Annotated in this window: 18 protein-coding genes and 1 pseudogene; 9 read left to right on the top strand and 10 right to left on the bottom strand. The window is 58.7% G+C overall.

Annotated elements, in window-relative coordinates; all coding sequences use genetic code 11:
* The first annotated feature begins 1 nt into the window (after position 1).
* Positions 2 to 592 carry a polysaccharide deacetylase family protein gene (locus tag ACVILL_RS05400; protein ID WP_456728148.1) on the top strand — a complete coding sequence of 197 codons (591 nt, stop codon included), beginning with the start codon at positions 2 to 4 and terminating at the stop codon, positions 590 to 592.
* A gap of 86 nt (positions 593 to 678) precedes the next feature.
* Here ACVILL_RS05400 and ACVILL_RS05395 read toward each other — a convergent pair whose 3' ends face one another.
* On the bottom strand, positions 679 to 948 hold the full coding sequence (locus tag ACVILL_RS05395) for a hypothetical protein (protein WP_456728147.1): 270 nt from the start codon (positions 946 to 948) through the stop codon (positions 679 to 681).
* Between the two features lie 94 nt (positions 949 to 1,042).
* On the opposite strand from ACVILL_RS05395, the gene ACVILL_RS05390 reads away from it, so the two are divergent.
* On the top strand, positions 1,043 to 1,753 hold the full coding sequence (locus ACVILL_RS05390; protein ID WP_456728146.1) for a hypothetical protein: 711 nt from the start codon (positions 1,043 to 1,045) through the stop codon (positions 1,751 to 1,753).
* 267 nt (positions 1,754 to 2,020) lie between these two features.
* Positions 2,021 to 2,704 (top strand): isochorismatase family cysteine hydrolase, encoded by a 684-nt coding sequence (locus tag ACVILL_RS05385; RefSeq protein ID WP_456728145.1) that lies wholly within the window; start codon positions 2,021 to 2,023, stop codon positions 2,702 to 2,704.
* A 130-nt stretch (positions 2,705 to 2,834) separates the two neighbouring features.
* Here the strand turns inward: ACVILL_RS05385 and ACVILL_RS05380 are convergent, their stop codons facing one another.
* The 5 genes from ACVILL_RS05380 to ACVILL_RS05360 all read right to left on the bottom strand — a co-directional run bounded on the left by ACVILL_RS05380 (position 2,835) and on the right by ACVILL_RS05360 (position 9,384).
* A complete protein-coding gene (locus tag ACVILL_RS05380) occupies positions 2,835 to 3,854 on the bottom strand; it encodes a hypothetical protein (protein WP_456728144.1) in 1,020 nt (339 codons plus the stop codon).
* 364 nt (positions 3,855 to 4,218) lie between these two features.
* A complete protein-coding gene (locus tag ACVILL_RS05375) occupies positions 4,219 to 5,223 on the bottom strand; it encodes a phosphotriesterase family protein (protein WP_456728143.1) in 1,005 nt (334 codons plus the stop codon).
* 904 nt (positions 5,224 to 6,127) lie between these two features.
* Positions 6,128 to 7,438 carry a glutamine synthetase family protein gene (locus tag ACVILL_RS05370; RefSeq protein ID WP_456728142.1) on the bottom strand — a complete coding sequence of 437 codons (1,311 nt, stop codon included), beginning with the start codon at positions 7,436 to 7,438 and terminating at the stop codon, positions 6,128 to 6,130.
* Positions 7,428 to 8,297, bottom strand: coding sequence for a MurR/RpiR family transcriptional regulator (locus ACVILL_RS05365; RefSeq protein WP_456728141.1), 870 nt, complete (start codon positions 8,295 to 8,297; stop codon positions 7,428 to 7,430). The genes ACVILL_RS05370 and ACVILL_RS05365 overlap by 11 nt, the downstream gene beginning before the upstream one ends.
* A 130-nt stretch (positions 8,298 to 8,427) precedes the next feature.
* Positions 8,428 to 9,384, bottom strand: coding sequence for an IS256 family transposase (locus ACVILL_RS05360; protein WP_456728140.1), 957 nt, complete (start codon positions 9,382 to 9,384; stop codon positions 8,428 to 8,430).
* A gap of 610 nt (positions 9,385 to 9,994) precedes the next feature.
* Between ACVILL_RS05360 and ACVILL_RS05355 the strand changes: the two genes are divergently transcribed.
* A complete protein-coding gene (locus ACVILL_RS05355; protein ID WP_456728139.1) occupies positions 9,995 to 11,089 on the top strand; it encodes a type IV toxin-antitoxin system AbiEi family antitoxin in 1,095 nt (364 codons plus the stop codon).
* Positions 11,089 to 11,982, top strand: coding sequence for an antitoxin (locus ACVILL_RS05350; RefSeq protein ID WP_456728138.1), 894 nt, complete (start codon positions 11,089 to 11,091; stop codon positions 11,980 to 11,982). The genes ACVILL_RS05355 and ACVILL_RS05350 overlap by 1 nt, the downstream gene beginning before the upstream one ends.
* 143 nt (positions 11,983 to 12,125) lie before the next feature.
* Here the strand turns inward: ACVILL_RS05350 and ACVILL_RS05345 are convergent, their stop codons facing one another.
* The 4 genes from ACVILL_RS05345 to ACVILL_RS05330 form a co-directional block, all read right to left on the bottom strand.
* On the bottom strand, positions 12,126 to 12,482 hold the full coding sequence (locus ACVILL_RS05345; protein ID WP_456728137.1) for a DUF1488 domain-containing protein: 357 nt from the start codon (positions 12,480 to 12,482) through the stop codon (positions 12,126 to 12,128).
* Between the two features lie 16 nt (positions 12,483 to 12,498).
* Positions 12,499 to 12,765, bottom strand: a complete 267-nt coding sequence (locus tag ACVILL_RS05340; protein ID WP_456734178.1) for a GSU2403 family nucleotidyltransferase fold protein — start codon at positions 12,763 to 12,765, stop codon at positions 12,499 to 12,501.
* Positions 12,766 to 12,782: 17 nt separating this feature from the next.
* Complete coding sequence (locus ACVILL_RS05335; RefSeq protein WP_456728136.1) at positions 12,783 to 13,250, bottom strand: GSU2403 family nucleotidyltransferase fold protein; 468 nt, start codon at positions 13,248 to 13,250, stop codon at positions 12,783 to 12,785.
* Positions 13,251 to 14,262: 1,012 nt separating this feature from the next.
* Positions 14,263 to 14,739 (bottom strand): Lrp/AsnC family transcriptional regulator, encoded by a 477-nt coding sequence (locus ACVILL_RS05330; protein ID WP_456728135.1) that lies wholly within the window; start codon positions 14,737 to 14,739, stop codon positions 14,263 to 14,265.
* Between the two features lie 192 nt (positions 14,740 to 14,931).
* Between ACVILL_RS05330 and ACVILL_RS05325 the strand changes: the two genes are divergently transcribed.
* From ACVILL_RS05325 to ACVILL_RS05310, 4 genes and pseudogenes are all read left to right on the top strand, one after another.
* Positions 14,932 to 16,410, top strand: a complete 1,479-nt coding sequence (locus ACVILL_RS05325) for an NAD-dependent succinate-semialdehyde dehydrogenase (protein ID WP_456734177.1) — start codon at positions 14,932 to 14,934, stop codon at positions 16,408 to 16,410.
* Between the two features lie 10 nt (positions 16,411 to 16,420).
* Positions 16,421 to 17,821 (top strand): aminotransferase, encoded by a 1,401-nt coding sequence (locus ACVILL_RS05320; protein WP_456728134.1) that lies wholly within the window; start codon positions 16,421 to 16,423, stop codon positions 17,819 to 17,821.
* A 562-nt stretch (positions 17,822 to 18,383) separates the two neighbouring features.
* Positions 18,384 to 19,895 (top strand): porin, encoded by a 1,512-nt coding sequence (locus ACVILL_RS05315; RefSeq protein WP_456728133.1) that lies wholly within the window; start codon positions 18,384 to 18,386, stop codon positions 19,893 to 19,895.
* Positions 19,896 to 21,896: 2,001 nt separating this feature from the next.
* A pseudogene (locus tag ACVILL_RS05310) lies at positions 21,897 to 23,274 on the top strand (MATE family efflux transporter).
* Positions 23,275 to 23,448 lie beyond the last annotated feature (174 nt).

Here is a 23,448-nt window from a genome sequence, read left to right as displayed (position 1 = left end):
AATGAATCTGCAACTGACATTCGATGACGGTCCGCTTCCCGCTCAGACGGCGTTGGTTCCGATCCTGGCTGAACTTGCGAAGCGCAAAGTTAGGGGCGGGTTTTTCGTGCTCGGAGAGGAAGTTGCGCAGAAGCCGGACGCGGCCAAGAGCATTTTGGATGCCAAGCACGTTCTTGGAAATCATTCGTGGGATCACTTAAAGAACGGCACCGGCTCCTACAGCGACCAGCAGATCCTCAAGCAGTTCAAGGACACGCATCAACTTGTCCTGGACAAGGTCAATGTCGCCATGCAGCACTGGCGCGCGCCGCGGAACGACGCCTTGGGGCGGCTTTCCGGCATCCTGAGCGGTCCTGGCAAGCTCTACAGTCTGAGCCACTGCGACTTCAACGCGGACAGCAAGGACAGTCAGGGCGTGACGACGGCGGCGGGCATGCTCGCTGCCATCAAGGAGGACCTCAAGCATACGCCCTCAAGTCAGCCGCGGCTCTTGTTTCATGTCGTCGAGACCACCGCCAAGGCGCTGCCCGACGTTTTGGACGGGCTTGTCCAGGCCGGACATGTATTCGTCGACTTTACGCAGAGCGTATGAAGTTGCACAACAAACAGCACCTGGCCCAAGTGCCCAAGTCGTGTTAGTCCGGTCGTGCGCACAAAGTTCGGTCGGCAGACGCTTGATTAGCCTCGATCCATAGCTGAAGATTTTATGCCATTGAGGCCGGCTTCAGTGTCGATGACGAGGCTGGAAATGCGATGCTTCTTGTCGCATTTACCTTGGACCGCAAAAGCATGGCGGCCGATCGGATCGCAATCTGGCTTCCATGGCAGGCGACTTCTGGTCGCATCCGTTTTTGCCGCGACCGGCGGTCGCGGCAGCAGCATGAGCGTCATGTCCGCCACGATGGTGTGGCTGGCGAGCGAAGACGAATTCATCAAGATCGGATCCAATCTTCCCCACCGAAACTGGTAGTGTCCATATCCTCATTGGTGCTGTAGTAGCCTTAAGGGACCCGGCGCATCACAATAGGACAAGGGCGCGATCATGGCCAGCGCAGTCGACCTGCTGCACGTATCACGCTTCATTCACAACTATGACGCTGCTGCCGCCCAAAAAGGCATCAAGCTTTCGTTGGGAACAGATTTTGACGAGTATGTCTCGATTACGCGGGCGACTGCAACGAAGGGGCGCACATATCCGAATTTCCGGCCGGACCGCTCGCCAATTAGATCAGGCGAGGGATTTTGGATGGTCGGCGTCGACAAGAACAATGACGCTGCGGTCCTGCAGGCCGTTCGACTGTACGATCTTTCGCGAAGCAACTTTGCAGAGCATCTTAAATCCCTGAAAGCGTTCTACGCCGATCCGAGCAAACATGCCCATCCAGAGGATGCGTGCACTTGTGCGGCTCCAACTGCGAAGAAGATGTCTGGCAAAGTAGCATATCACGGCGACGGTTGGGTGCGCAGAGACTTTAGAGGTTCGGGCATACCCGAGATCATGGGAGGGATAGCATTCGGCGTGTCTTTCGCCATGTGGGCTCCTGATTTCATATGTGGACTGGTAGCGCACTGGCTAATCGATAAAGGCGTTGCTTCGCAGTACGGTTATGCTCACCATGAGAGGGCCGGCTCGATCTTGCGGCTGGTGGAAGAGGAAATTGTCGACGATGATTGGCTGATCTGGCTAACCGGCGAAGAGTTGAGGAGCCGTGTTGTTCGTCAAGAGAAAGCGGAGCTGATGTTGGCCTCGTGACCTTCGCCAGCGCATCGAGATGTGTAAACCCGACACGAGGTTAAATTTGGCCCATCCTCGCCACAAGGATGCGCTAGCCTGGGAACTCGCATTGTAGATCTCCTATCTGAAAACTTGCAGTCTGACGAAGCGTGCCTGGATGTGCTGAGGGTACGCCGGTAGCCGCGTCCTCTACTTTGAATTCGTAAATCACTTGATCGATGATCCCAAGGGACCCACAGATTGCGGCCTTGATCTCCCGATCGATGCGCAGGAAAAAACATTTCGATGACTGAACTTCCGACACGCGAGGTGGCGCTCAATCCGGAGCAGTCGGCGTTATTGTTCATCGACGTGCAGAACTTCTGCATTCGACGTGATGGGGGCGAGTTCAAGAATGTGTCGGACGCCGAGATTGCCGGCAAATACGGCTATTTTTTCGATCGCCTGAACAGCGTTGCCATTCCTAACATGCTGAGGCTGCAGGCGGCCTTTCGCGCGGCAAGAATAGAAGTACTTTACACGACGATTGAGAGCCTCACGCGGGATGGTCGCGATCGCGGCCTGAACTACAAGATCGTGGGATTCAATGTCCCGAGAGGTTCATGGGACGGCAAAGTCATTGACGAGCTTGCGCCGGGCGATGACGAAATTGTCCTGCCGAAATCGTCCTCGAGCGTCTTTGTATCGACCAATATCGATTACCTGCTGCGCAATCTTGGCGCCAAGCAGTTGGTCCTGGCGGGGGTCGTTACCGACGAGTGCGTGGAATCCGCTGTACGCGACGCTTGCGATCTCGGCTACCTTGTGACGCTCGTGCCAGATGCCTGCGCCACCTACAGCCAGGAGCGCCAGGACAGTAGTTTGCGGGTCATCGAGGGCTATTGCCGCCAGGTGAACACAAATGCTCTGATTGAGGAGATCGGTGCTGCTTGCTTAGCAGCGGCGCCCGACAACAGGCACTCGCGGTGATGAACACAACCCGCCAAGCGACGCTTACCGTTACAATTTGCCCTATGGCGACGATTGCCGCGTCTGAGCTTGGCTAGGATCGATGCTGATGAAAAGACGGCCTGTCGGCAGTCGACCCGCAGGGCCCAGACTATGGTGGATGACCGCCACCTTGCGTGTCTGAAAAGTCGCTTATTCTTTCCAGAATTCGTATTTTCCTGGAAGTTAACCCGCATGAGCACGTTCCTTCAGAATCGGCCCATTCCGCGCCAAGCCCGGTCCGAAGCCGGACAACGGGCATGCGGGAACGGTGCAGGTTGGAAATGACCAGTTCTGTCGCGCGCTCATCGTTCCTTGGACTGAGCTCTGCGTAGATCAGGCCTTCATGAAGGTGGTACTCGCCAGGGCCGCACGCGGAGCATTGGAAGCCCAGTGCACCGTGGTCCGGTGTCTGAAAGACGGAGTGAAAGGATAAATCTTCTCCGAATCGCTGCACGAGTCTTGATCGAAGCACTCGCGACAAGGGCTCTCCGCCTTTAATAATGCGCCGAATCCCAGCGTAAGTCAGATCGGCAAGCTCCAAATAGGACAGGAGTGGAAGGAGAGCACTGAAAGGTCCAACGATCGCGGTTGCCCGCAACTCTCGCATGATGTCTGCGTTCTCTCGCCCTCTCTTGTGGTCCTGAATAGGGATGATGGTGCATGCCGTTCGTGACAAGGCATAGAAACTGCAATATTCGGCGTGATGGATACCACTCTCTCCCAGTACGAGTACCCTGTCATCACTGGTGATGCCTGAAAGATCGTACGCCTTTCCATCGAAGCATGCGTTGTACAGCATCTCCTCATACGTTCCGATGAGAGCCCTCGGCTTCCTCGCTCCTCTTATGCAAAGGATCATGTCTGAGCCGGGAGATGATCGCCCGGCTTCGGAGGGCACAGACGAATGCAGATGCTCAGAGTGATCGTAAATGTCCCTCACACCCACCATTGCCCAAGCCGATTTGATGTTGGCCAATGTCGGTTGTTCGTCCCCGACTGGGAATTGTTGGCGCGTGCCGGGATGTCTGATTGCTCTTTGCCATAGCCCAAGTAGCGACCGCCGATGGTAGTCGGCGCGGCCTTGAGCAGGAATGAAGTCCACGTCGATCGGGTTGACTTTTGGATCCATGTACGTCCTCGAGAGAGTTATCGCTTCGTTTTCAGAAAGCGCAAGCAACCCCGATCGTCCTGTATCGACATGTGGACGGGACGACATGCTATGTTCGCCAAATAGGAAGTCAGGCCGGCCATGACAGCGGTCCCTCCCGACCTCCAACGGAACTCTACAATGAAGCTCTCACTGCGCTGCTCCAGGATGAATACTTCCGGTTAGGAGTTCGGTGGCGAAAGCTCCAGCCAAGGCGGTTAAATTATCCGGCGTCAGATTACACTCACCAACCAAATCTGGCCCTCTTCTGAAGCCACTTTGACCAACCCGCGCTTGTGCAGCTGCAATCATTCAGCCGCATGCGTGATGCAGTGTGGCGCGCGCGTTAGAGTTTGGGCTTTCCTGGCAGAGCCGCACCGGCAAAGAAACGTCGAGGATTGTCTTCCAGGATCGCGATGATGTCCGTTTCGCGAACGCCGCGGGCGCGCAGCATCGGGATAAAATCGGTGAACATGTAGGTATGCTCTTGCCAGATCTTTCGTGACTTCAAGTCTTCGATTGTGGCAATCTCCTCGGCAGTCATCTGGCGCGCGCTGGGCTTGCCGAGGTGGCCGCAGAGACGATCCATGCTCATTATGACCTGCCCACGAAAACCATCGCGCACGAGCTTCGCCACATTGCTTGCGCGAACCTCGTCAGGCTGGAAGTGGGTCGCCCCGATCTGATCGAACCCGATGTAAGAACCGCCATCCACGATCCGCCGATGGTAAAGGTGATCGGCGTTGCAGCAGCAATGGCCGATAAGGCATCGACTGGGCGCGACGCCGCCGGCTGCGAACAACTGCTGCTGTTCAGGCCCGGCGCCGCCATTTGTCGTGTGAGTAATAATCGGCACTCCCGTCGCTTTTTGTGCGATACAGGCCGCAGCGATAAATTTCTTCTCCTGATCGGTGACCGCCGGCGCGCTCGTCGAGACCTTCAGGAGGGCCGCCTTAACGCCGCTGTCGCCGATCCCATGGATAATCTCGCGGATGTAGAGTTCAGCGATCTCTTCCTCGTTGCGGGCGCGCCAGTAGAACGGCAGCCCCCGTTCCTCATAATAGAATCCGGTGGTGCAAATGATCTGCATGCCGGCTTTTTCAGAAACCTCTTTCATCAGGGTGACGTCGCGCCCGAGTTCAATTGGACAGGGGTCCACGAAGGTGCGCACCTGATGTTCAGTACGCAATTGCACCAGCCGCCGGACGGCCTCCGTGATCAATTCGGCGCGGCTGTATCTGGCAAGTGGATCGAACCAGGCACCTGGAAAGGCGATGAACAGATGTTCATGCATCAAGGTGCGCCCGAGGCTCTCGACTGGGATCGCCCCTGTAACCGTTTCGATCATCATGGGCACCACTTCTCCTCGGGTACTCTATCCGGGCGCAAATCCGCCTGGGAGGCGTCTGCCGAGGCGCAGCTCGAGGCGCTGCGCCGCTCCGGCTGACCGATTGAACTGCGTCCCACCGATGCATGAATTGGGCCAGGTAATATCGACGCAGAGTGCCGGGAAATTCAGGTTAATTGTCGCCTTTGCAACACATCGACGGATTCTTGATCGTCAACGTCTGCTTCCCGACGGAAGACGTCCGGCGCGCCGCGAGAGCGCCTGAAGGCTGGAATATGGGAGACCCGGTCAGCCGGCCTCCGGCGTGGCTGCATTCTACCTCTGGCACGAACTGCTCTCTTTCCAGCTGCGGCAGCGCTACCCGTTCGGGATCATGCCATGCATGGCCTGCTCAGCTTCGCACTGGAGAAGCCTCCAGCCTTGAAGCTCATGATGGCCTATCCGACAGATAGGGATGCGACCGCCACGCGCGAGGTGAAGAAGGCACGGCGAAGCATCCCGGTCTTACCGGGCAGGCGCCGTTCCGCAGGGGCAAGGGTCAGAAGATGTTGCGTGTCCATCAATGACCGTGGGCCGCCGCGTCGATCGGGTCGCCGCTCCTTGCTCGCAGGCGGGCAACTTCTTTGACTTGTCGCCAGCTATCATGCGCAAGCGCCGTTAACGTATCACGTGCCGATACGTCACACCTCTACCTATTGTTCGGGCTGTGTTCCCTCAAGACAGGCGGTGCGGGCCAACGCTTCACGCACGCAAAGGTTGGAGGAGGAGTTACCCGTGGCATATTCGGCGGTCTCGCGCCGTAGCGTGGACCGAGCAGGTGCAGGCACCTGCCGCGGTCCCTGCTAAAAGCTTGCGCGCGCGAGAGGTGCTCCGGACGGTGGACGCTTGCTATGGAGCTTTCCGTCGTTCAGTAGACCTGCTCATACAGGCTGCAGATCTCCTGTTGAGTCTTCCCCTCGACGAATGCCATTTCTCCCTTCTTGTGCTTTGCGTATGTCTCGATGAACCCGGCGGGAAACCACCCGGCTACGGTGGCATTCCCCAGTAACCGATCAAGAGCTTCACCCAAGGATCTTGGCAGGCGGACATATCCGCGCGCCGCCAAGGCCGGCGGATCAAGAAGCGCGAGGTCTTCGGTCGTCGCATCCGGCGTCGGCAGTTCTTCTTCGATGCCCTGGATCCCGGCGTGTACGATGGCGGCGAGTTGCAAATGCGGGCTCGCTGTAGCGTCGGCGGCGCGGAACTCAAAATTGAACTGAGCTGCTTTGGAAATATCGCTCAAATCAGAAACGGGGCAGATGCGTACTGAAGCTTCGCGGTCGCGGAAGCCAAGGTTGTTGAAGGCCGCGCTCCAGCGATGCGGCGTGAGCCGCAGGTAGGATATGACGCTCGGCGCTGTGATCGCGACGATCGCAGGAAGGTACTTGAGGATACCACCAACGAATTGGCCAGCGGTTTTGGAAAGCTCGTGTTTGCCGTTCGGATCCCAGGTTGCCGGCGCGTCGCTATTAAGGAAGCTGAGATGGATGTGAACGCCGTTGCCGACGCCGGCTGGGTCGCGGATTGGGGTGAACGTAATCTCCTTCCCGAAAGCGTCCGCAACCAGGCGGACGAGTTCGCGCAGGATCGTAGACTGATCCGCTATTGAGATCCCGCGCGACGGCCCCATCGTGACTTCATACTGGCCAGAACCAAACTCTTTCATGAAAGTGTCCGGCTCCAAGCCCGCCGCGCGCATGGCTGCTACGAGCGTTTCAGCCAGGCGTCGCTCGACACGGAAGCCGTTAACGCTGTAGGCCTCGCCAATGCGATCCGCGTCATTCCGAAACTGAAACTCGTGTTCGAAAGCCCCGAGCAGCGTCAGGCCGGTGACCCGATCGAGGCGGTCGAGAGCGCTCCTGAGGATCGATCGGGTACAGAACTCCCACGGTCGACCGTCAGTGTGGCGGATATCACCGAGCGCAAAATGCTCCGCCGGCAAATCGTCGCTTAATTGTACGCGCACCCTTGCAGTTTCATCGGGAATGAGGACGAGGTCACCAAGCGAGCCAAACGGGCTTTCGGCAATGGTGTCGAAACACGTGATCTGAGCGTTGGTTGGCGTCCAGCCGATGCCCCGCTTGGTACGCTTGTCGAGTTGCGTAGCGGGAAACGCCTTGCCACGAACCTTGCCCGCAAGATCCGTACAGCATGCAATAAGCATTTCCTCAGCGATCATTGTTTTCCTCCGAAGGCTGACCCGGTGGCACCAGGCGAAGCCTGTCCCAGGCCTCGAGCCGTTTTTTGGTCGTGGACCAGTTCGATTCCGATACCTTGACGATCAAGGCTTCGACGAGGGTGAGCGCGCAGACCAGCGTGTCCCATGCTGTTTCAATTTCGATCGGCAGGGCAATAACATGGTCGCTGTGACGGGCGATTGGCGACATCCACTTGTCGGTGATCAGCACAATCGACGGTCGGCATTCCCTCGCGACGATATCGGCGAGAGTCTGCAGGTCGGGCTGGTAGCGGCGAAAGTCAAACAGGACCAGGACATCTTGCTTGCGGATCGCCAGCAGCGGGTCCGGCCAGTGCTCTGGATTGGGTGGAAGATGATAGACCTTCGGCCGAATCTGCTTGAGGTGCACCGAGAGAAAACGAGCGATGCTGTCACTAACGCGGCCGCCGAGCACGAACACTGCTCGGGCTGGATCCGCGATGAGCCCCAGGATCCGATCGAATTGTTCCTGCGGAACGCTTGCACTCATCTCATGTATTCGTTCAGAGGCTCGCCGCGCATAGTCGGCCAGAAATGCGCGACGACTGCCGAGCTTTTCAGTGGCCTTGAGCTCCAGCGGCGAGCGTCGGCTTTCCCGCAATTCTGCGATCAACTGGCGCTGGAACTCCTGATAGCCGGCAAAGCCAATCTTGGTGACAAAGCGCGTGATCGAGGGCGCACTGACGCCTGTACGCTTGGCCAATTCCTGGATGGTCTGGAGCGCGCCGAAAGGATAATCCGCGAGCACTGCATTCGAAATCTTCCGCTCGCTGGCGGTCAGGTTGGCGCTTTCACGCCTTATCGTTTCGCGCACGGTCATGATGGCTGCAGAAGCCGGTTGGCAAAAAATGGGATATCCATCCTCGAACACTATCGGTTTTGAAAAAAAATAGTCAAATGAAAAAATTCATTTGACTTTGATTGAGGATTTTTGTTGATCGCTTGCAGCCTTATGGCGAAGGCCTCCCGAGGTTTCCAAGTCCTTGCCCCCTTCGCGGCCGACGTCTTGCGGCGGCGCAACTTGTCACGAAGGGCCAACAAGTATCCTCGTTTTGCGATCGTACGTCCCGGCGCGCCATCCGCCTTCCACGCTGAATACGCGGGTTCGATTCCCTTCGCCCGCTCTTGCCGGCATGGGCCAGCGCGTTGCGCATGAAGCGTACGCGGCAGCGTTGCCAAGTGGCGTTGAGTACCTTGGCGACGGTGGCCTTGATGCCCTCATGGGCATCGGAGACGACCAGCTTGACGCCGCGCAGGCCACGGCGGGCGAGCTTGCGCAGGAATGCCGTCCAGAACGTCTCGGCTTCGGCGGGGCCAATATCCATGCCGAACACTTCGCGCCGGCCGTCGCTGTTGACGCCGACCGCGACAATCACCGCGACCGACACGATGCGGCCATTCTGGCGCACCTTCACGTAGGTGGCGTCGATCCACAGATATGGCCAGTCGCCCTCGATCGGCCGGGCGAGGAACGCCTTCACCTTGTCGTCGATCTCCGCGCAGAGCCGGCTCACCTGGCTCTTGGAGATGCCGCTCATCCCCATCGCCTGCACCACGTCATCGACTGAGCGGGTCGAGACGCCCTGCACATAGGCTTCCTGAACTACGGCGGTGAGCGCCTTCTCGGCCATCCGGCGCGGCTCCAGGAAACCCGGGAAGTAGGAGCCCTTGCGCAGCTTGAGAATGCGCAGTTCGACGGCGCCGGCGCGGGTCTCCCAGGTCCGGTCGCGGTAGCCGTTGCGCTGGGCCAGCCGTTCGGGGTTCTTCTCGCCGTAGGCTGCTCCGGTTTGGCCTTCGACTTCCAGCTCCATCAGCCGCTGGGCAGCAAAGCCGATCATCTCGCGCAACAGATCGGCATCAGGGGTCTTCTCCACGAGCGTGCGCAGGTTCATCATGTCGTCGGTCATCGGTGGTTCCTCGGTTGCGTTGGCGTGTCGCAACCCGATCCTACCGGAGAACTGCCGGTGACCACCGCAAAGCCGCCCGCCCGCTACGGCGCTAGTTGAGGGCGCGCGTCCGGGCTGCTTTGCTCTACCGAGCTACACCACCTCCGAGGACACGACCCGAGATGATTGCTGCTTGAATTCGAGAAATCGAAAGATATTCACCACCCTCGCGACGTCGGCGATGCGCGCGGGAGGAAATCCTTCGGAAGTTTTTAAAAGAGAACGGCTATCCGCCAGCGCGATTTTCTGTGTCTGAGAGCCGTGTGCGCGTCGCTTCAACGACGGGCTACATTACCGGCGAAATGGACATTGTGTTCCACGATCCATTGGAATCCACACCCGCCAAAGAGGGCATCCATCGGGTTTGCTGCGCAAACCCGCTTTCGAAGGAATGCAGATCAAGCAAACGGGTGTCTCGCGGCAGTGAGTTCCCTCCCGCGCAATTCGCTAAGTAATTGAATTTATGTAGTTTTACACACGTTCCTTATATTCGGTGTGCAGTAAATGACGCCCCATTAGCAAATATTCAGTCTTTCTGGTATATTTACTGCGCAGCAAAGGGACAGCTTTCGTGGTCGATTGGCAGGAAACGGAGAAGACGGTTGTCGACAAGCTTTTGAAGACACTTCAGGAGCTTCCGGCTGCCGACGCTCACCTCCAGAGCGGCCAGCGGTCTTTCTCCAACACGCGATCGCGGATAGACGCCGAAATCGACCTCAGCATCTCCAATCAAAACCTCACGCTGCTCGTCGAGGCCAAGAAATCCGTCTTCCCACGGGACACGCGCGAAGCGCTTTGGCAGCTACGGGAGTACGCAAGCCAATTTGGCGGCGGCGACCGCGTCATTCCTCTTCTTGCCGCTGAATCCATATCCCCCGGCTCGAAGGAATTTCTGCGACGGGAGAATGTCGGCTATTTCGACATGGGCGGGAGTCTCTTCATTCCCGCGCCCGGAGCCTATGTCCTGATCGATAAACCCGTGCCGAGAAATCTGGCCCGGTCGGTGACCACCGTTTTCAAAGGCAAACGCTCCCAGGTCCTCCGCGTCCTGCTCCATGACCCTCAGCACTGGTTTAGCGTGAAAGCGCTCTCGGAGGCGGCCCGCGTATCGCCTGCCACAGCCTCCGAAACCTTGATCATGCTCGAACGGTTCGAGTGGCTTGCCGTGCGCGGCCAAGGCCCCTCCAAGGAGCGCCAGCTTACCGCGCCGCGAGCGCTGCTGGACGAATGGAAAAAGCAAATCCTCGCTGGCATCAAGCCGAAAGTGCGCCGCTATTACGTGCCCAACGCGACGAACGACGATACGTTTATCGGCCGGATGGACGTGGCTTTCGCGGATACTGGCGTCGAATATGTGCTCACGCAGGAATCCGCCGCCCAACGCTACGCGCCCTTCCTTTCCTCCCTGTCCCGCGTATCCTGCCGCGCGGCATCCGCGCGCACCGCGGCAAATGCTTTAAGCAAGCTCGGGGCCAAGGAGGTTTCCGAAGGCGCGAATTTCATTATGATTGAGAACCTCGCCGAGGAGGGGCCCTTCCTGTTTAAGGAGCGTCATGGCACGGCGTGGCTTGCTAGCCCGGTCCAAGTTTATCTTGATCTGCTGATCGCGGGGGGGCGGGCGCAGGAAGCTGCTGAACATCTTCGCAATGAAAGAATAGGTTTCTAATGGCCAAGCCCGAAACCGCTGCCGGATATGAAAAACAAGTCACGGAAAACTGCGAGCGGTTGCTCGTCACCCTGATCCGAAATCTCGGACCGTGGAAGAAATCCGTTTATCTCGTCGGCGGACTCACGCCACGCTACCTCGTCACGAAGCCGCCGCCGGGTAAACAGCATGCCGGCACGGGCGATGTCGATGTCGTCGTCGAGCAGCAGGTGCTCGCCGACACGGAGGCCTATCGAACCCTCGAAGAAAATCTCAAACAGATGGGGTTCGCGCGCGCCACGAACGACAAGGGGCAGCCACTATCCTGGCGCTGGCAAGCCAAGACCGAATCCGGCGGCTCAATCATTCTGGAATTCCTTGCCGACGATCCCAAACGTGGCGGCGGAAAAGTCGCCCCGCTCCCTGCGGAAGGAGGAAATATCTCCGCGTTGAACGTTCCGCACGCATCGCTCGTGTTCGATCATTACGAGGTCAAGGAGATCGCCGCGGACCTGCTTGGCGGCAAAGGCGTGGCCACCGAGGAGGTCCGCCATGCGGATATCGTGAGCTTCACCTGCCTCAAGGCTTACGCACTGGATGATCGGCACGAACGCAAGGACGCTCATGACATCGTCTATTGCCTGGAAAACGTCGAGGGCGGCATTGAAAAAGCGGCCGAGAAGTTCAAGACGGCGATGGCCGGTAAGCATGCGGAAGTGATCAACGAAGTCTTGGCGATCCTGCGTAAGCATTTCGTGACGGACGACAAAACGGAAGGCTATCGCAAGGACGGCTCAGTCGCCGTGGCTCAGTTTGAAATCGAAGGCGACGACGCGGAAGCGCGCGAGCAACGGACGCTTCGCCAGCGCGTTTCAAGTGATATCGTGACGCGCTTCGTAGAAGCCGTGGGCTAACTTGCGACGTCCAACAAACGGATAACAAAGCGTACAACAATCGCGCGTTTTGTTGATCGACGCAGTTTTTTAAGTGTTTGAATCCGCGAACGGATTCGTGCAGCTTGCTTTCTGTTCGGGGCGCTTCACCCGTTCCAATGTGTTCAATGAGAAAAATTCTCGATGTCGGAGGTCTTCACCAGAATGGCGCCGGGCTCATCGATGGGGGAGGACAGATATTTGGCGCGAGCGATTTCCTCGATCCTCGACCTGTTCTTGAGGAACGCTTGCAGGCGACCCTCTTGTCCGAGACTATCGGCCCCGAAACGGTCATCCAGCGCTTCGCGGCTGACTGCGCAGTTGACCGCGCTGCCGAGCGCCTCTCCGTGGAACGTCACGACATCACGGCTGAAGTCATAGCGAGTCGGGGGATTGTCGAAAGAAAGATCTATGCTCGGAATAATCGAGCGAGGCGCACTAATGGTCTTGAGCACCGCGTCCCGAACGGTGGCCGAGAGCAAGGCAAGCCCTCGAGCATCAATTGGCGCCATCTGGGACCGCGGCCATGCGCTTCCTCCAGGCCGATTTCAGCTCATGGGGGCGCTTTTCGACCAGAGTCGCGAACAAGGCCTCGGACTGCTGCAGGTCTTTGTCGCGCTTCGCAAACCCCTCCGGGCGCCTGCGGGAGACGATGAGCTTGTGGACGGCATAGCGCGCCGGCGCCCGCACGCGCACGTAGATGCCGGCGCCTTGCAGGATAACCGCGGGCTCGGGATCGCGGATCAGGAAGTCCAGAAAGCGCAGCGGTTGGGCGTCCGTGCTCAGGGCAGCAGCTTCTGAGGGCGGTCGGTCTCCTTGCCCTGGTGCGGCGTGAGAAAGTCGACGCGCAAGCAGCCCTTGGCGACATAGCTGGTCACGCGCCGGCCATCGGCGGTGTGAGGAACGGCACGAAAGGATTTGTCGACCTCCTTCAGCACCTCCAGAACGGGCGGCGTGGAGTCCTCCACCGCCACCGAGACATTCTTCAATTGGGCAATGTCGACGTCACCGGTCTGGAGCGATCCGACGGGGAGGCGAACGCCGAGCATCGCTGCATAGGTTTGGCAGGGGATCGTTCCAACGAGCACGCCGCGAAGGCGAAACACGCCGGCCTTGGCAAGCGCCGCGATCACATCGCCGATCTCGGGAACGGGGCGGCGAAAACTGAACGACCGGACAAGGGTGGATACGAGCGCGCGGCGCTCGCGTTTGTCCTGGCGAACCTCCTGCTGGTGGGCGATGCGCTCCACCGGCTCTGGCGTCCCCGGCCGACGTATCGCTGCGACCGTTCGGCGCCGGTGCCGGTCTGGAAGTACCAATACTTGCGGCCATTGATGCTCTTGGCCGTGAACGAGCCGTTGTCGGCGAAGGCCTCCTGGAGAGCGGCATTGGCAGTGCGCTCCAGGAGCTCGGCATAAGTCGTCTGGGCAACCAGGGAGAAGGCCGGCATGGTCGGTTCCGCATTTATACTCAGTTCTGCGGATTGAGTATAATGAACGCGGAACCCCGCGTCGTCGGCGGCGGCGGTGGTTGTGCACGACATCAAAGGCGAAAACTGGGAATTGACCTCCGGTTGGCGTTCGACGTTCTCGGATTGGACCACCATCGCCCGGGGACATTGGCCGGCCTTTCACCGAAAACGAGAAGAAGGCTGGTTTGGCATCGGACGCTGGCTTCCGGACCAATCCGGAAGAAGACGCCGAACGGGCGGAGAGAATCCGCCAGACGCGCGTCGCTCAGCAGGCAAAGGAGTCAGGCTTATTCGTCCGCCTGTCGGAGAAGCAGGACAAGCGCAAGCAAGCACGACCGAGGTGCCGGCTGCTTCCCATCAGCATTCCGGCCTTCGACTCCCGATACCGGGCTATCCGCCGCAGAACTCGCAAAGACTGCACAGGCGATGATTGACCGATCTAGCGAGATCATTCCTTCGTCCCAGGCGGGAAAGCTGGCCTTCGTGGGAGCGAAAGCCGACACGGAACCCGGCCGCCTTCATCTTGATCACATTGCGCACGTGGCGCATCGCAAGCCTCTCCGTCGGCATCCAGGGCCATCTTCGCAAAGCCGAAGGGAGGGGACCCTATGCGAGCCAGAAGAGGCCGCGTCACCCGGTCGACATCATCCGGAATGGCGGGCGAGATCATCTCGGAATGCTGGGCGGCATCGAGCGGAATCCGCACCAATTGCGGTTTGTCCCGAGATCAGCGCGACTTGGTGAAGAAAGGCACTCCAAAACGTATCGACCCGCGAGAGGGGAGGGCCACATCAATCCCCGAGCGGAGCCTCGATTGGAACAGCAAAGCCTGCCTTGACGCGGTCCATTATGACCATGGTTTTGAAGCCCTTTATGTCCGGGTTCTCATAGAAAAATCGCCGGGTGAACTGCTCATATTCTTCCATGGTCCGCGCGGTAACATACAAGACAAAATCGGCATCGCCGGTGACGTAGAATCCATTGACGACGTCAACGGACGACTTGATCGCCTTCTTGAATCTGTCGATGATATCTGAACGCTCCCGCTCCAGGTTTACCAGCACGAGCATTTGAATGGGCCTTCCGACGGCCTTCGCGGAAACAATCGAGACGTCGGCCTCGATGATGCCTTCTGAACGGAGTCTCTTCAGCCGTCGCTGACATGCGGTCGCGGAAAGGCCCGCCATTTCGCCGATCACCTCGGATGTCAAACGATTGTTCTTTTGCACGATCTCGAGGATTTTGGCGTCTATCCGATCGTACTGCATGGTCGTCTCCAGCCTACAGGTGGATTTCGCCGCAAAATGCCTGTGTGATGCAGGAAATCATCCGAGCGGCAGGAAATGCGATGCAAATGTCTTGTGCGACACCAGTATCCTGAATGCACAGGAAATTTCAACAAGATGACCGCTTCGGACCTTCGAATGGCCTTAGAAACTATCCGGCAGAGAAGCCCTCGTTTGCTTGGTCTTGCGGCCAGCAGCCTACAGAACTTGCGCCGCCGCGATTTTTTGGCCGGCGACGCGCTGATTGACGGACGCTGGGTCGCGAGCGACCAAAGAGACGTGGTGGTCGATCCCGCAACCGGGGAAGACATCGCGGACGTGGTTCGTTGCTCTGCTTCGGATATGGGTCTTGCGATCGCGGCAGCTGACCAATCGTTTGCTGCGTGGCGTGGACTGTTGCCGGCAAGGCGTGGGGCGATCCTCAGGTCCTGGGCGGCATTGATGCGCAACCATTCGGAAGAACTCGCCGTCCTGGTGACGAGCGAGCAGGGCAAGCCACTCCAAGAGGCGCGCCAGGAAATTGCATACGGCGCTGGATTTCTCGATTGGTTCGCCGCAGAAGGGGAGCGCGCATATGGAGAGACAATTCCGAGTCATAAGGTAGGAAGTCTGCTTCAGGTGCGAATGCAGCCAATCGGTTTGACGGCGGCGATTACTCCGTGGAATTTTCCAGTCGCGATGATCGCCCGAAAGGCGGGAGCCGCCCTTGCGGCCGGTTGCCCGATCATCGTGAAACCTGCACCCGAGACGCCGCTCTCAGCTCTTGCCCTGGCTAGGCTGGCGAAAGAAGCCGGCATCCCACGCGGCGTGTTTCAGGTGTTGGTTGGCCATCCGATCGAACTTTCGACGCCGCTATTGCGCGATACAAGGATACGCGCGCTTTCATTCACCGGTTCTACCGAGGTCGGTCGTCTGCTTCTTGAGGGCGCCGCCGACACAATCAAGAAGGTCTCGCTGGAGTTGGGGGGGCATGCCCCTTTCATCGTCTTTGATGATGTGGATCTCGAGAAGGCCGTCACGGGCGCGATGGCCGCAAAGTTTGCGACGTCGGGCCAGGACTGCTTGGCCGCCAACCGGATCTACGTTCAAGCAGGCATCTACACGGCCTTCGTCGAGGCTTTTGCTGCGGCGATGGCTCAACTAAAGGTCGGGCATGGTCTCGAAGCTGCAACAGACGTCGGGCCGATGACCAAATTGTCGGTGGCCAACAAGTGCAGAGTCCAGATCGATGATGCAGTGAAGAAGGGCGCGCGTATTGTTGGTGCCCATCAGGGGGGTAGTCTGGGTCCGAACTTCGTTGCGCCAACGCTACTGAGCGATGTCACTGAAGACATGCTCATTGCGCGTGAGGAAACGTTTGGGCCGGTAGCCGCCGTACTTTCGTTCGAGTCCGAGGAAGAGGTCATCGCTCGTGCCAATGCCAACGAGATGGGGCTGGCCGGGTACATCTACACGGACAATCTACGTCGAGCGCTCCGGCTTTCTGAGCAGATCGAGTGCGGAATGCTCGGTATCAATACAGCCTCATTCACTGGGCCGCCGATTCCATTTGGGGGGTGGAAGCAGTCGGGCCTCGGCCGCGAGGGCTCACGACACGGCTTGGCCGAATACATGGAACTCAAATACGTCTGCTTCGGCGATTTGGTAGCCTAGGAGAACTGGAATGATTGACATAACAACCATCGCTGAACGAGATCGCTCGAGTGTCCTGCATCCCTTCACCCAGCTCAAGGAATACGCAACGGGAAAGATCGGTGATCCGACGATCGTCACAGGCGGCCAGGGCGTTCGCATCCAGGATGCCGAGGGGCGCAGCTATATCGATGCCTTTGCGGGCCTCTACTGCGTAAACATCGGGTATGGGCGGACCGAAGTGGCTGAAGCCATCGCGCGGCAGGCGCACAAGCTTGCCTACTACCACACATATGCCGCTCACACGACTGAAGAGCTGGCGAGGCTATCTGATCGTCTCGTGCGAATGGCGCCGGGTAAGCCAAGCAAAGTGTTCTTCGGCTTGTCCGGATCGGACGCCAATGAAACCCAAGCCAAGCTCGTCTGGTACTATAACAACCTGCGTGGCAAGCCGAAGAAGAAAAAGATTATCTCGCGTGAGCGAGGCTATCATGGCTGCTCGGTCGTTTCCGGCTCGATGACAGGTATGTCGTTCTACCATGATCATATGGATCTTCCCTTCCCAGGCATCGTGCACAGTGGCGCACCGCACCACTATTGGGGCGCCGAACCGGGCGAGTCGGAGGAGGCCTTTTCTCGCCGGCGTGCTGCCGAGCTCGAAGAGCTGATCCTGCGGGAGGGGCCCGACACGGTCGGCGCCTTTATCGCTGAGCCGGTGTTGGGGACGGGCGGTATCACGCCGCCGCCGACCGGCTACTGGCGTGAAATTCAGGCGGTGCTCAGGCGTTACGACGTACTTATGATCGCCGATGAGGTGATTTGTGGGTTCGGGCGAACCGGAGCGGACTTCGGCAGCATGCTTTACGAGATCGAGCCTGACCTCGTGACTGTCGCCAAAGGCCTGACCTCCGGCTACGTGCCGCTCTCGGCAGCCATCGTCGGTGAAAGGGTTTATGCGGTCATGGAGGAAGCCGCGGATCGAGTGGGCGCATTTTCGCATGGATACACCTATTCCGGACACCCGATTGCGGCCGCAGCCGCCAACGCGGTTCTTGATATCGTCGAAAAGGAACGACTAAGCGACCGCGCCAGGATCGTCGGCTCGCATTTCCAGAAGAGGCTCAAGGAGCGGTTCGCGCAGCTCGAGATCGTAGGCGAAGTGCGAGGCGTAGGCTTGCTCGGCGCAATCGAGTTCGTTGCAGATCGCCAGACGAAACGGCGATTTGATCCGCAGCTCAAGGTCGGTGCCCGGATCTCGAAAGCTGCCCGTGATCGCGGGCTTATTGCCCGCGCGATGCCGCACGGAGATATTCTTGGTTTCGCCCCACCCCTTGTTGTCTCTGAAGCCGAGATCGATGAGATTGTTGAACTCGCGCACGGAGCGACAAAGCAGGTGCTCGATGAACTCTCGAAGGAATCGGCCATCGCCTGAAGCCGAATTCCGGTATGTCGCTAGCGGATCGTGGGAGCTCTAAAAAAAGGCGCGTTCGCTGAGAAAATCAGCTCGAACTGAAGAACGGCTGCACGCAAGGCGCGCAGCCTGCTGGTGACATCTAGGCAGTCGAACTCATGGGGCACAAAACTCGTCCAGCGACGGGAGGCCGTGTATGGGTATCGCCAGCCTTGTCTCGTCGGCTTCCGCCACGCGCCCATCTGCATCGCGGGATTGGGTGGTGCCATCTAGGACAGTCGCTTTGTTGAAGTGACGGTTTAGCCATGCGGATAAGGCCGCCGGCTGAGTCCATCCTCGATCGACGCGTAGAGGTTAGGTCCGATTCGCACAAAAACTGCGAAACCTCCCGCTCAGGCGCAGAATTTGGAAGTTGCAAGCGCCAAGATCGGCAAACCTCGACTTCGGTCGCCCAGTAACGTTTTCGTCAGACATCGAGGGGGGCCTCGAAGTCGTTCCGTCAAGCATCTTCCATCGCGGTGAAAGTGACAGCGGCGGATCGTTGGAGGACGGGACTCAACGTTACCAACTTGGAGGTTCATCGATGAAATTGACGAAGAGTCTTGTCCTCTGTTCCGCGGCACTATTTGCGGGCGCTGGAGCGCAGGCAGCCGATCTTCCTTTGAAGGCCAAAGCGATCGAGTATGTGAAGATCTGCTCCCTGTACGGACCAGGTTTCTACTATATTCCCGGCACCGATACTTGCATCAAGCTCGGTGGATATCTGCGTGTCCAAACGGCGCTGGCCACGAACGCTGTCTATGATGCGGCCAATAGCGGCGTGGCCGGTGCGCAAAATCGCCTCCGGAACTATTACAGCACTGCCTCCCGTGAAGATCTGTCCATCGACACACGGACCCAGACCGAGTACGGCGTGGTTCGCACCTTCTTCGATGGTGTATTCAACTGGAATTCGGGCGGCTATTCCGGGGGCGGTACAACTGCCTCGAACGGTTCGACTGCCTACAGTGGAGCGACCGTCGCCGGTGGCACGCTGGGTGTCTACTATGCGTTCATTCAGTTCGCCGGCTTCACGATCGGCAAGGCGCAGTCGCAATTCTCCGCTCCGTGGGCCAACTATCCCGGCAACAATTTTGACGGTCTGCCAGGCGGCGGCGGCTGGGACCCGGTCAACCAGTTCACCTATACTGCAGACTTCGGCCAAGGCATCACCGCCTCGTTTTCGGCCCAGGACCAAGTTCAGCATGACACAACCAACATCTGGAACGTGAGTGCGGCGACGGCCGCGGGTCTTGCGACCGGCGCATATGGGGGGAACGATATCGCCGGTACGGCGTCTCCCGATTTTATTGCCATGCTTCGCGTTGACCAGGCCTGGGGCCTCTTCCAGGCCGCGGTCGCCGCGCACGACAATCACGCCGCCTACTACGGCGCCGATGAAACGACCGGCCATCCCGCTGACAAATGGGGCTGGGCTGGAGAGCTGGCTTTGTCGATCAAGAACATCCCGACTGGTCCGGGTGACACGGTCAACCTGACAGGTGTTTATACGAACGGCGCAAGTCGCTACAACTTCCAAGACTATATGTCGACCAGCTATGCGATGTACGGTAGTACGGGCCTTGCTGGTGCTTACCAGAGCGTCGGACTTGGCGGTCTCTCTGACGCAGTGTTCGTTGCAGGCTCGGGCCAGGAGTTGACCACGACCTACGGCTTCCGCGGCGGCTACACCCACAACTGGGATCCGCGCTGGGCCACCAGCCTCTACGGTGCATGGGCTGCTGTGCGATATAACAATACTGCCAAAGGTTATATCTGCGGCGCGTTCGTCGCAACGCTTGCGCTGTCAAGCGGCGCTGCCGGCTGCAACCCGGACTTCAACTATTCGATTGTCGGGCTGGTGACTGGCTGGACTCCGGTCAAGAACCTGACGTTCTCGGCCGATCTCGCTTACACGATGCTCGACCAGAAGTATGCGAGCGGAAGCACGGTAACGCTGCCGCTTCAGTCAGCTATCGCCAAGCCTGGCGCTACCTATGAGCTGAAGGACCAGAACAGCCTTACGCTGCTGCTCCGCGCTCAGCGCAACTGGTGAGTCTCCGCCAACCAGCGGAAAGGAGAAAACGAGAACGGCTCTATTGATCTAAGCTTAACCTCCAAAACGGCCTCCGGCATGCCCGCCGGAGGCCTTTCAAAGTTCGGATTAAGTTAGCGAGAACATCTGAAATTTGGTTGGCAGCAGGCGGCCGCGGGCGCAAGCTCGTATGCCGCTATCGGTGTAAGAGTTGTTCTCGTTAGCACGAGTCTGGATGTGCAAACCTGGTCAGGAGCGTCAACGACGTAAGTGTTCGTTGCCTGGTTCTGTCATTCCGCGCGCTTGGAAAGCATCGGATCATGTTCGCCGACAGGCAAAGGCTGATCTCATGCTCTAGCGGAAACGCAAAGGCCACCGCCTAGCACCACACTCCCAACAGCTCTGATCAATCTGATCGCAATCACGCATCGCAACGTCCGTCTGGCATTCGGTTATGTTCCTCGGACACCTAGACCGGATGGCGTCCATGTCGTTGGCGACAATGTGCGTGTGATGCGCCTTTCATCCGGCGTTACGCCGGGCCAAGGGCCAAGCGGAAATGGCAGCGACTTCGCTGGTTTGGGCTGCATTGGTATCTTTGGTCCCCTCGGCGCTGCCGTCGTCGATGCCCGTCTAGGAGATGCGGACAAGGCGGTTGCGCCATGGCTCGCTCGCCCTGCTTCTACCGCGCTCAGGTCAGCTGTCGTCTTTGTGCGTCAGACCAAGGGGCCGCGGTCGGCACGAGTGAAAGTGAAAGCTCTACATTATCCCATTATCTCGATTGAGTGCGGGTTCTCGGCAAAAGGCGTGATCGTATTCCAACCGCATAGCAGCCATGGCGATCGGAGTGAGCGTAGTGGAATCCGCCAAGCGACCGTGGCCTCTTCCGTATTGACTTCGCAAGTAGGTGCGCGCTGCTCCTTGACCTGAACAGATAAGTGCCAGCATTCGACAATGCGCATTGCCTACGGTGCAGCGCTTGGACATTGAAGTGGTGATTTGGTCAGTCGAGGCGACCGGAGCGCAGTGATCGATGGAATTGGCCTGGCAATGAATGCAGGCCTGGGGATCCACGGCGCAAACCATCCATAGATTTCCGCTCCCTCCATTTGACGTACCTCTTTGGTATGGTCTTCAACTGGCGCGCGGCGGCGGCCTACTCAAGTCGCTTTTGATTGCACTTTTTGCCTTTCGGCCAAAGAGACGCGCTCTTCTTGGTTGCCTGAGTTCGCTACCAACGTTTGGCGACTGCACGCCGCACGATGGGGCCGAGCGGACAATCTCCTGAAAGCTCACATTTGGGCAATCATCGTAACATCGATATCGATGGGTCTTTGATGCCGCCTGTCGGATCTGCGACATGCTTTCGGACCTACGACACGTCGACCTGAGCAAATAGCCGTCACAAATCAAGCTCTCGCAGTTGGCGCGGGCCTTGCTAAGAAGATGACTACTCAGCATCGCTTTGCTCTAGGAGTCCCGGTGATGGCTTATAGGAATAAGGCCTGTCAGCGCACGTCTGCGTTGCGTGTTGATTCGACCGGCGCAACGCCCTTTCTCCGTCTGAGTGCGTGCTCGCATACGATTTCATCGCCATGATCGGCCACACCGGCATCGCGGTTGGCACCGCATCCATTGCGCGAGGCCGATGACCGAGTGGTTCGGCGCGCCGATACCTGCTGCGTTTCATCGCGCTTGACACGGGCGAAAAAGTCGGTGCATGGCGCTAGCGCTACGGGACATGACCAAGGAGATGACCTCCTTATTGGGCGGGGTGCGTCAGACCCGGGCTCAACGGCAGGTCCAAGCGCCATGGCTCGCGTTGCCCGTGAGGAGCGCCTGCAGCAAAGATGTGCGTGAGTCCGCATCCCACAGGCCATCGCGAGTACAGGCGACGATAGGATTCTGTCAGCAAAAAAGAGATCGTCTATCGCCGAGGTAAGCCGGGAGCAGCACAATTTCCATGACAAGTTAGTCGAAAAGAACCCGGCACCGACTTCGCGGCTCGGACGGACGAGACGGATGAGCCATCAAGTCGCTGTCGAGCTCAAGGAAACCGCGAAACTCGCGTGGCCGATGGCGCTGACCCAGGTTGGGCAGATCGTGATGATGACAACGGATATTGCCTTTATCGGGCACATCGGTGCAGAAGCGATCGCAGCGGCAGGGTTGGCTGCCAGGGTCTATGTCCTTGCCTTCACGTTCGGCACAGGCCTGCTGGCGCCCATCGCACCGCTGACGGCGCAGGCATTAGGAGCGAACAATCTCGCCGTGGTACGCCGCGCGCTACGCGTGGGACTGTGGGCAGCGATGATGCTGTCCTTCCCGATCATGGCGCTTGCGTCGTGCGGAGAGTAAATACTGCTAGCCTTGGGCCAGGCGCCCGACACGGCGCGGCTCGCTCAGATATATCTGTTCGGACTGGCTTGGGGCGCGCCGTCGGTGCTGGGTTTTCTGGCTATCCGCAGTTTCATGGGCGCGGTCAACCGGCCGGAGCCGATCTTGTGGATCACGCTCGCGGCCATCCCCATCAATGCCCTGCTGGCCTATCTTTTGATCTATGGCAGACTCGGCCTGCCGCGCCTTGAGCTGTTCGGGGCAGGTCTTGCGACGACCTTGGTGAACTGTGCGACGTTCTTGGCCGGTTTGTGGTTCGTCACAATGCGTCGCCCTTTCCGAGACTATCACGTGCTTGCACATTTTTCGTATTTTGATTGGCCCTTGATGCGGCAATTCATCGTGATCGGGACTCGCATCTCAGTCACCTCGTTGACGAGCTTCGGAGTGTTCCCGGCCGCGGCGCTGCTGGCGGGTCTGATCAGCACCAGTGCACTCGCGGCTCATCAGATCGCGTTTCAGGTCGCCATGATCATGTCCATGATCCCCTTCGGTATCAGCATGGCGGCGGCCGTGCGCGTTGGTCACGCGGTTGGCCGCAACGACCGCCCCGGCATCAAGCGGGCAGGTCTGGCCGCAATCCTGCTCGGTATCATAATCGCCGCAATCCTGACGCTTGTAGTGATCGCCATGCGTTTTGAGATTGCCGAATTATTCCTGGATGAATCGGTGGGCGATGCCGGCGCCACCATCGAACTGCTGCAAAGCTTCTTCTGGTTGGCGCGAGCTTTTTTGTCACAGATGCCGTGCAATTCATTGGGGCGGGAAACTTGCGCGGCTGAAGGATACGCGGATGCCATTTCTGTTCGCCGGCATCGCTTACTGGCTGATCGGCTTCTTCCTTAGCTACTTCCTTGATTTTAAGGTAGGCCTTGGCGTGATCGGTATCTGGATGGGCTTATCAATTGGGACGGCTATTTACGCCGGACTCCTCTTCCTGCGTTTCCAACTGCTGACGAACAGGCTGGCTCTTCAGAACCGCCGGCGCCACGTCGGGGACTAAGCGGACATCGTCGCGGATGAGGGCGGTCACCTCGGTCTCTACTTGCGCGGTCCAATAACGACCGAGCAGCCGCCGGATCCGGCCGGGACCTTGTCGATGCCGACACTCTCCAGTTCGTCTCAAACGACGTTCTCCCGCGGCTCATGACCGAGATAGTTCGGCGCGAACCGTGGA

It is taken from the genome of Bradyrhizobium sp. USDA 3364, assembly GCF_054056355.1.
The sequence above is the reverse complement of the archived record's forward strand: the minus strand, read 5'-3'. Positions and strand labels throughout refer to the sequence as shown.

What these genes read in the sequence shown, in the direction of transcription:
- ACVILL_RS05385 (WP_456728145.1), top strand. Translation starts at nt 2,021, where the DNA reads ATGACTGAACTTCCGACACGCGAGGTGGCGCTCAATCCGGAGCAGTCG.
- ACVILL_RS05315 (WP_456728133.1), top strand. Translation starts at nt 18,384, where the DNA reads ATGAAATTGACGAAGAGTCTTGTCCTCTGTTCCGCGGCACTATTTGCG.
- ACVILL_RS05330 (WP_456728135.1), bottom strand. Translation starts at nt 14,739, where the DNA reads ATGCAGTACGATCGGATAGACGCCAAAATCCTCGAGATCGTGCAAAAG.
- ACVILL_RS05360 (WP_456728140.1), bottom strand. Translation starts at nt 9,384, where the DNA reads ATGACCGACGACATGATGAACCTGCGCACGCTCGTGGAGAAGACCCCT.
- ACVILL_RS05350 (WP_456728138.1), top strand. Translation starts at nt 11,089, where the DNA reads ATGGCCAAGCCCGAAACCGCTGCCGGATATGAAAAACAAGTCACGGAA.
- ACVILL_RS05365 (WP_456728141.1), bottom strand. Translation starts at nt 8,297, where the DNA reads ATGACCGTGCGCGAAACGATAAGGCGTGAAAGCGCCAACCTGACCGCC.
- ACVILL_RS05375 (WP_456728143.1), bottom strand. Translation starts at nt 5,223, where the DNA reads ATGATGATCGAAACGGTTACAGGGGCGATCCCAGTCGAGAGCCTCGGG.
- ACVILL_RS05390 (WP_456728146.1), top strand. Translation starts at nt 1,043, where the DNA reads ATGGCCAGCGCAGTCGACCTGCTGCACGTATCACGCTTCATTCACAAC.
- ACVILL_RS05320 (WP_456728134.1), top strand. Translation starts at nt 16,421, where the DNA reads ATGATTGACATAACAACCATCGCTGAACGAGATCGCTCGAGTGTCCTG.
- ACVILL_RS05370 (WP_456728142.1), bottom strand. Translation starts at nt 7,438, where the DNA reads ATGATCGCTGAGGAAATGCTTATTGCATGCTGTACGGATCTTGCGGGC.
- ACVILL_RS05400 (WP_456728148.1), top strand. Translation starts at nt 2, where the DNA reads ATGAATCTGCAACTGACATTCGATGACGGTCCGCTTCCCGCTCAGACG.
- ACVILL_RS05380 (WP_456728144.1), bottom strand. Translation starts at nt 3,854, where the DNA reads ATGGATCCAAAAGTCAACCCGATCGACGTGGACTTCATTCCTGCTCAA.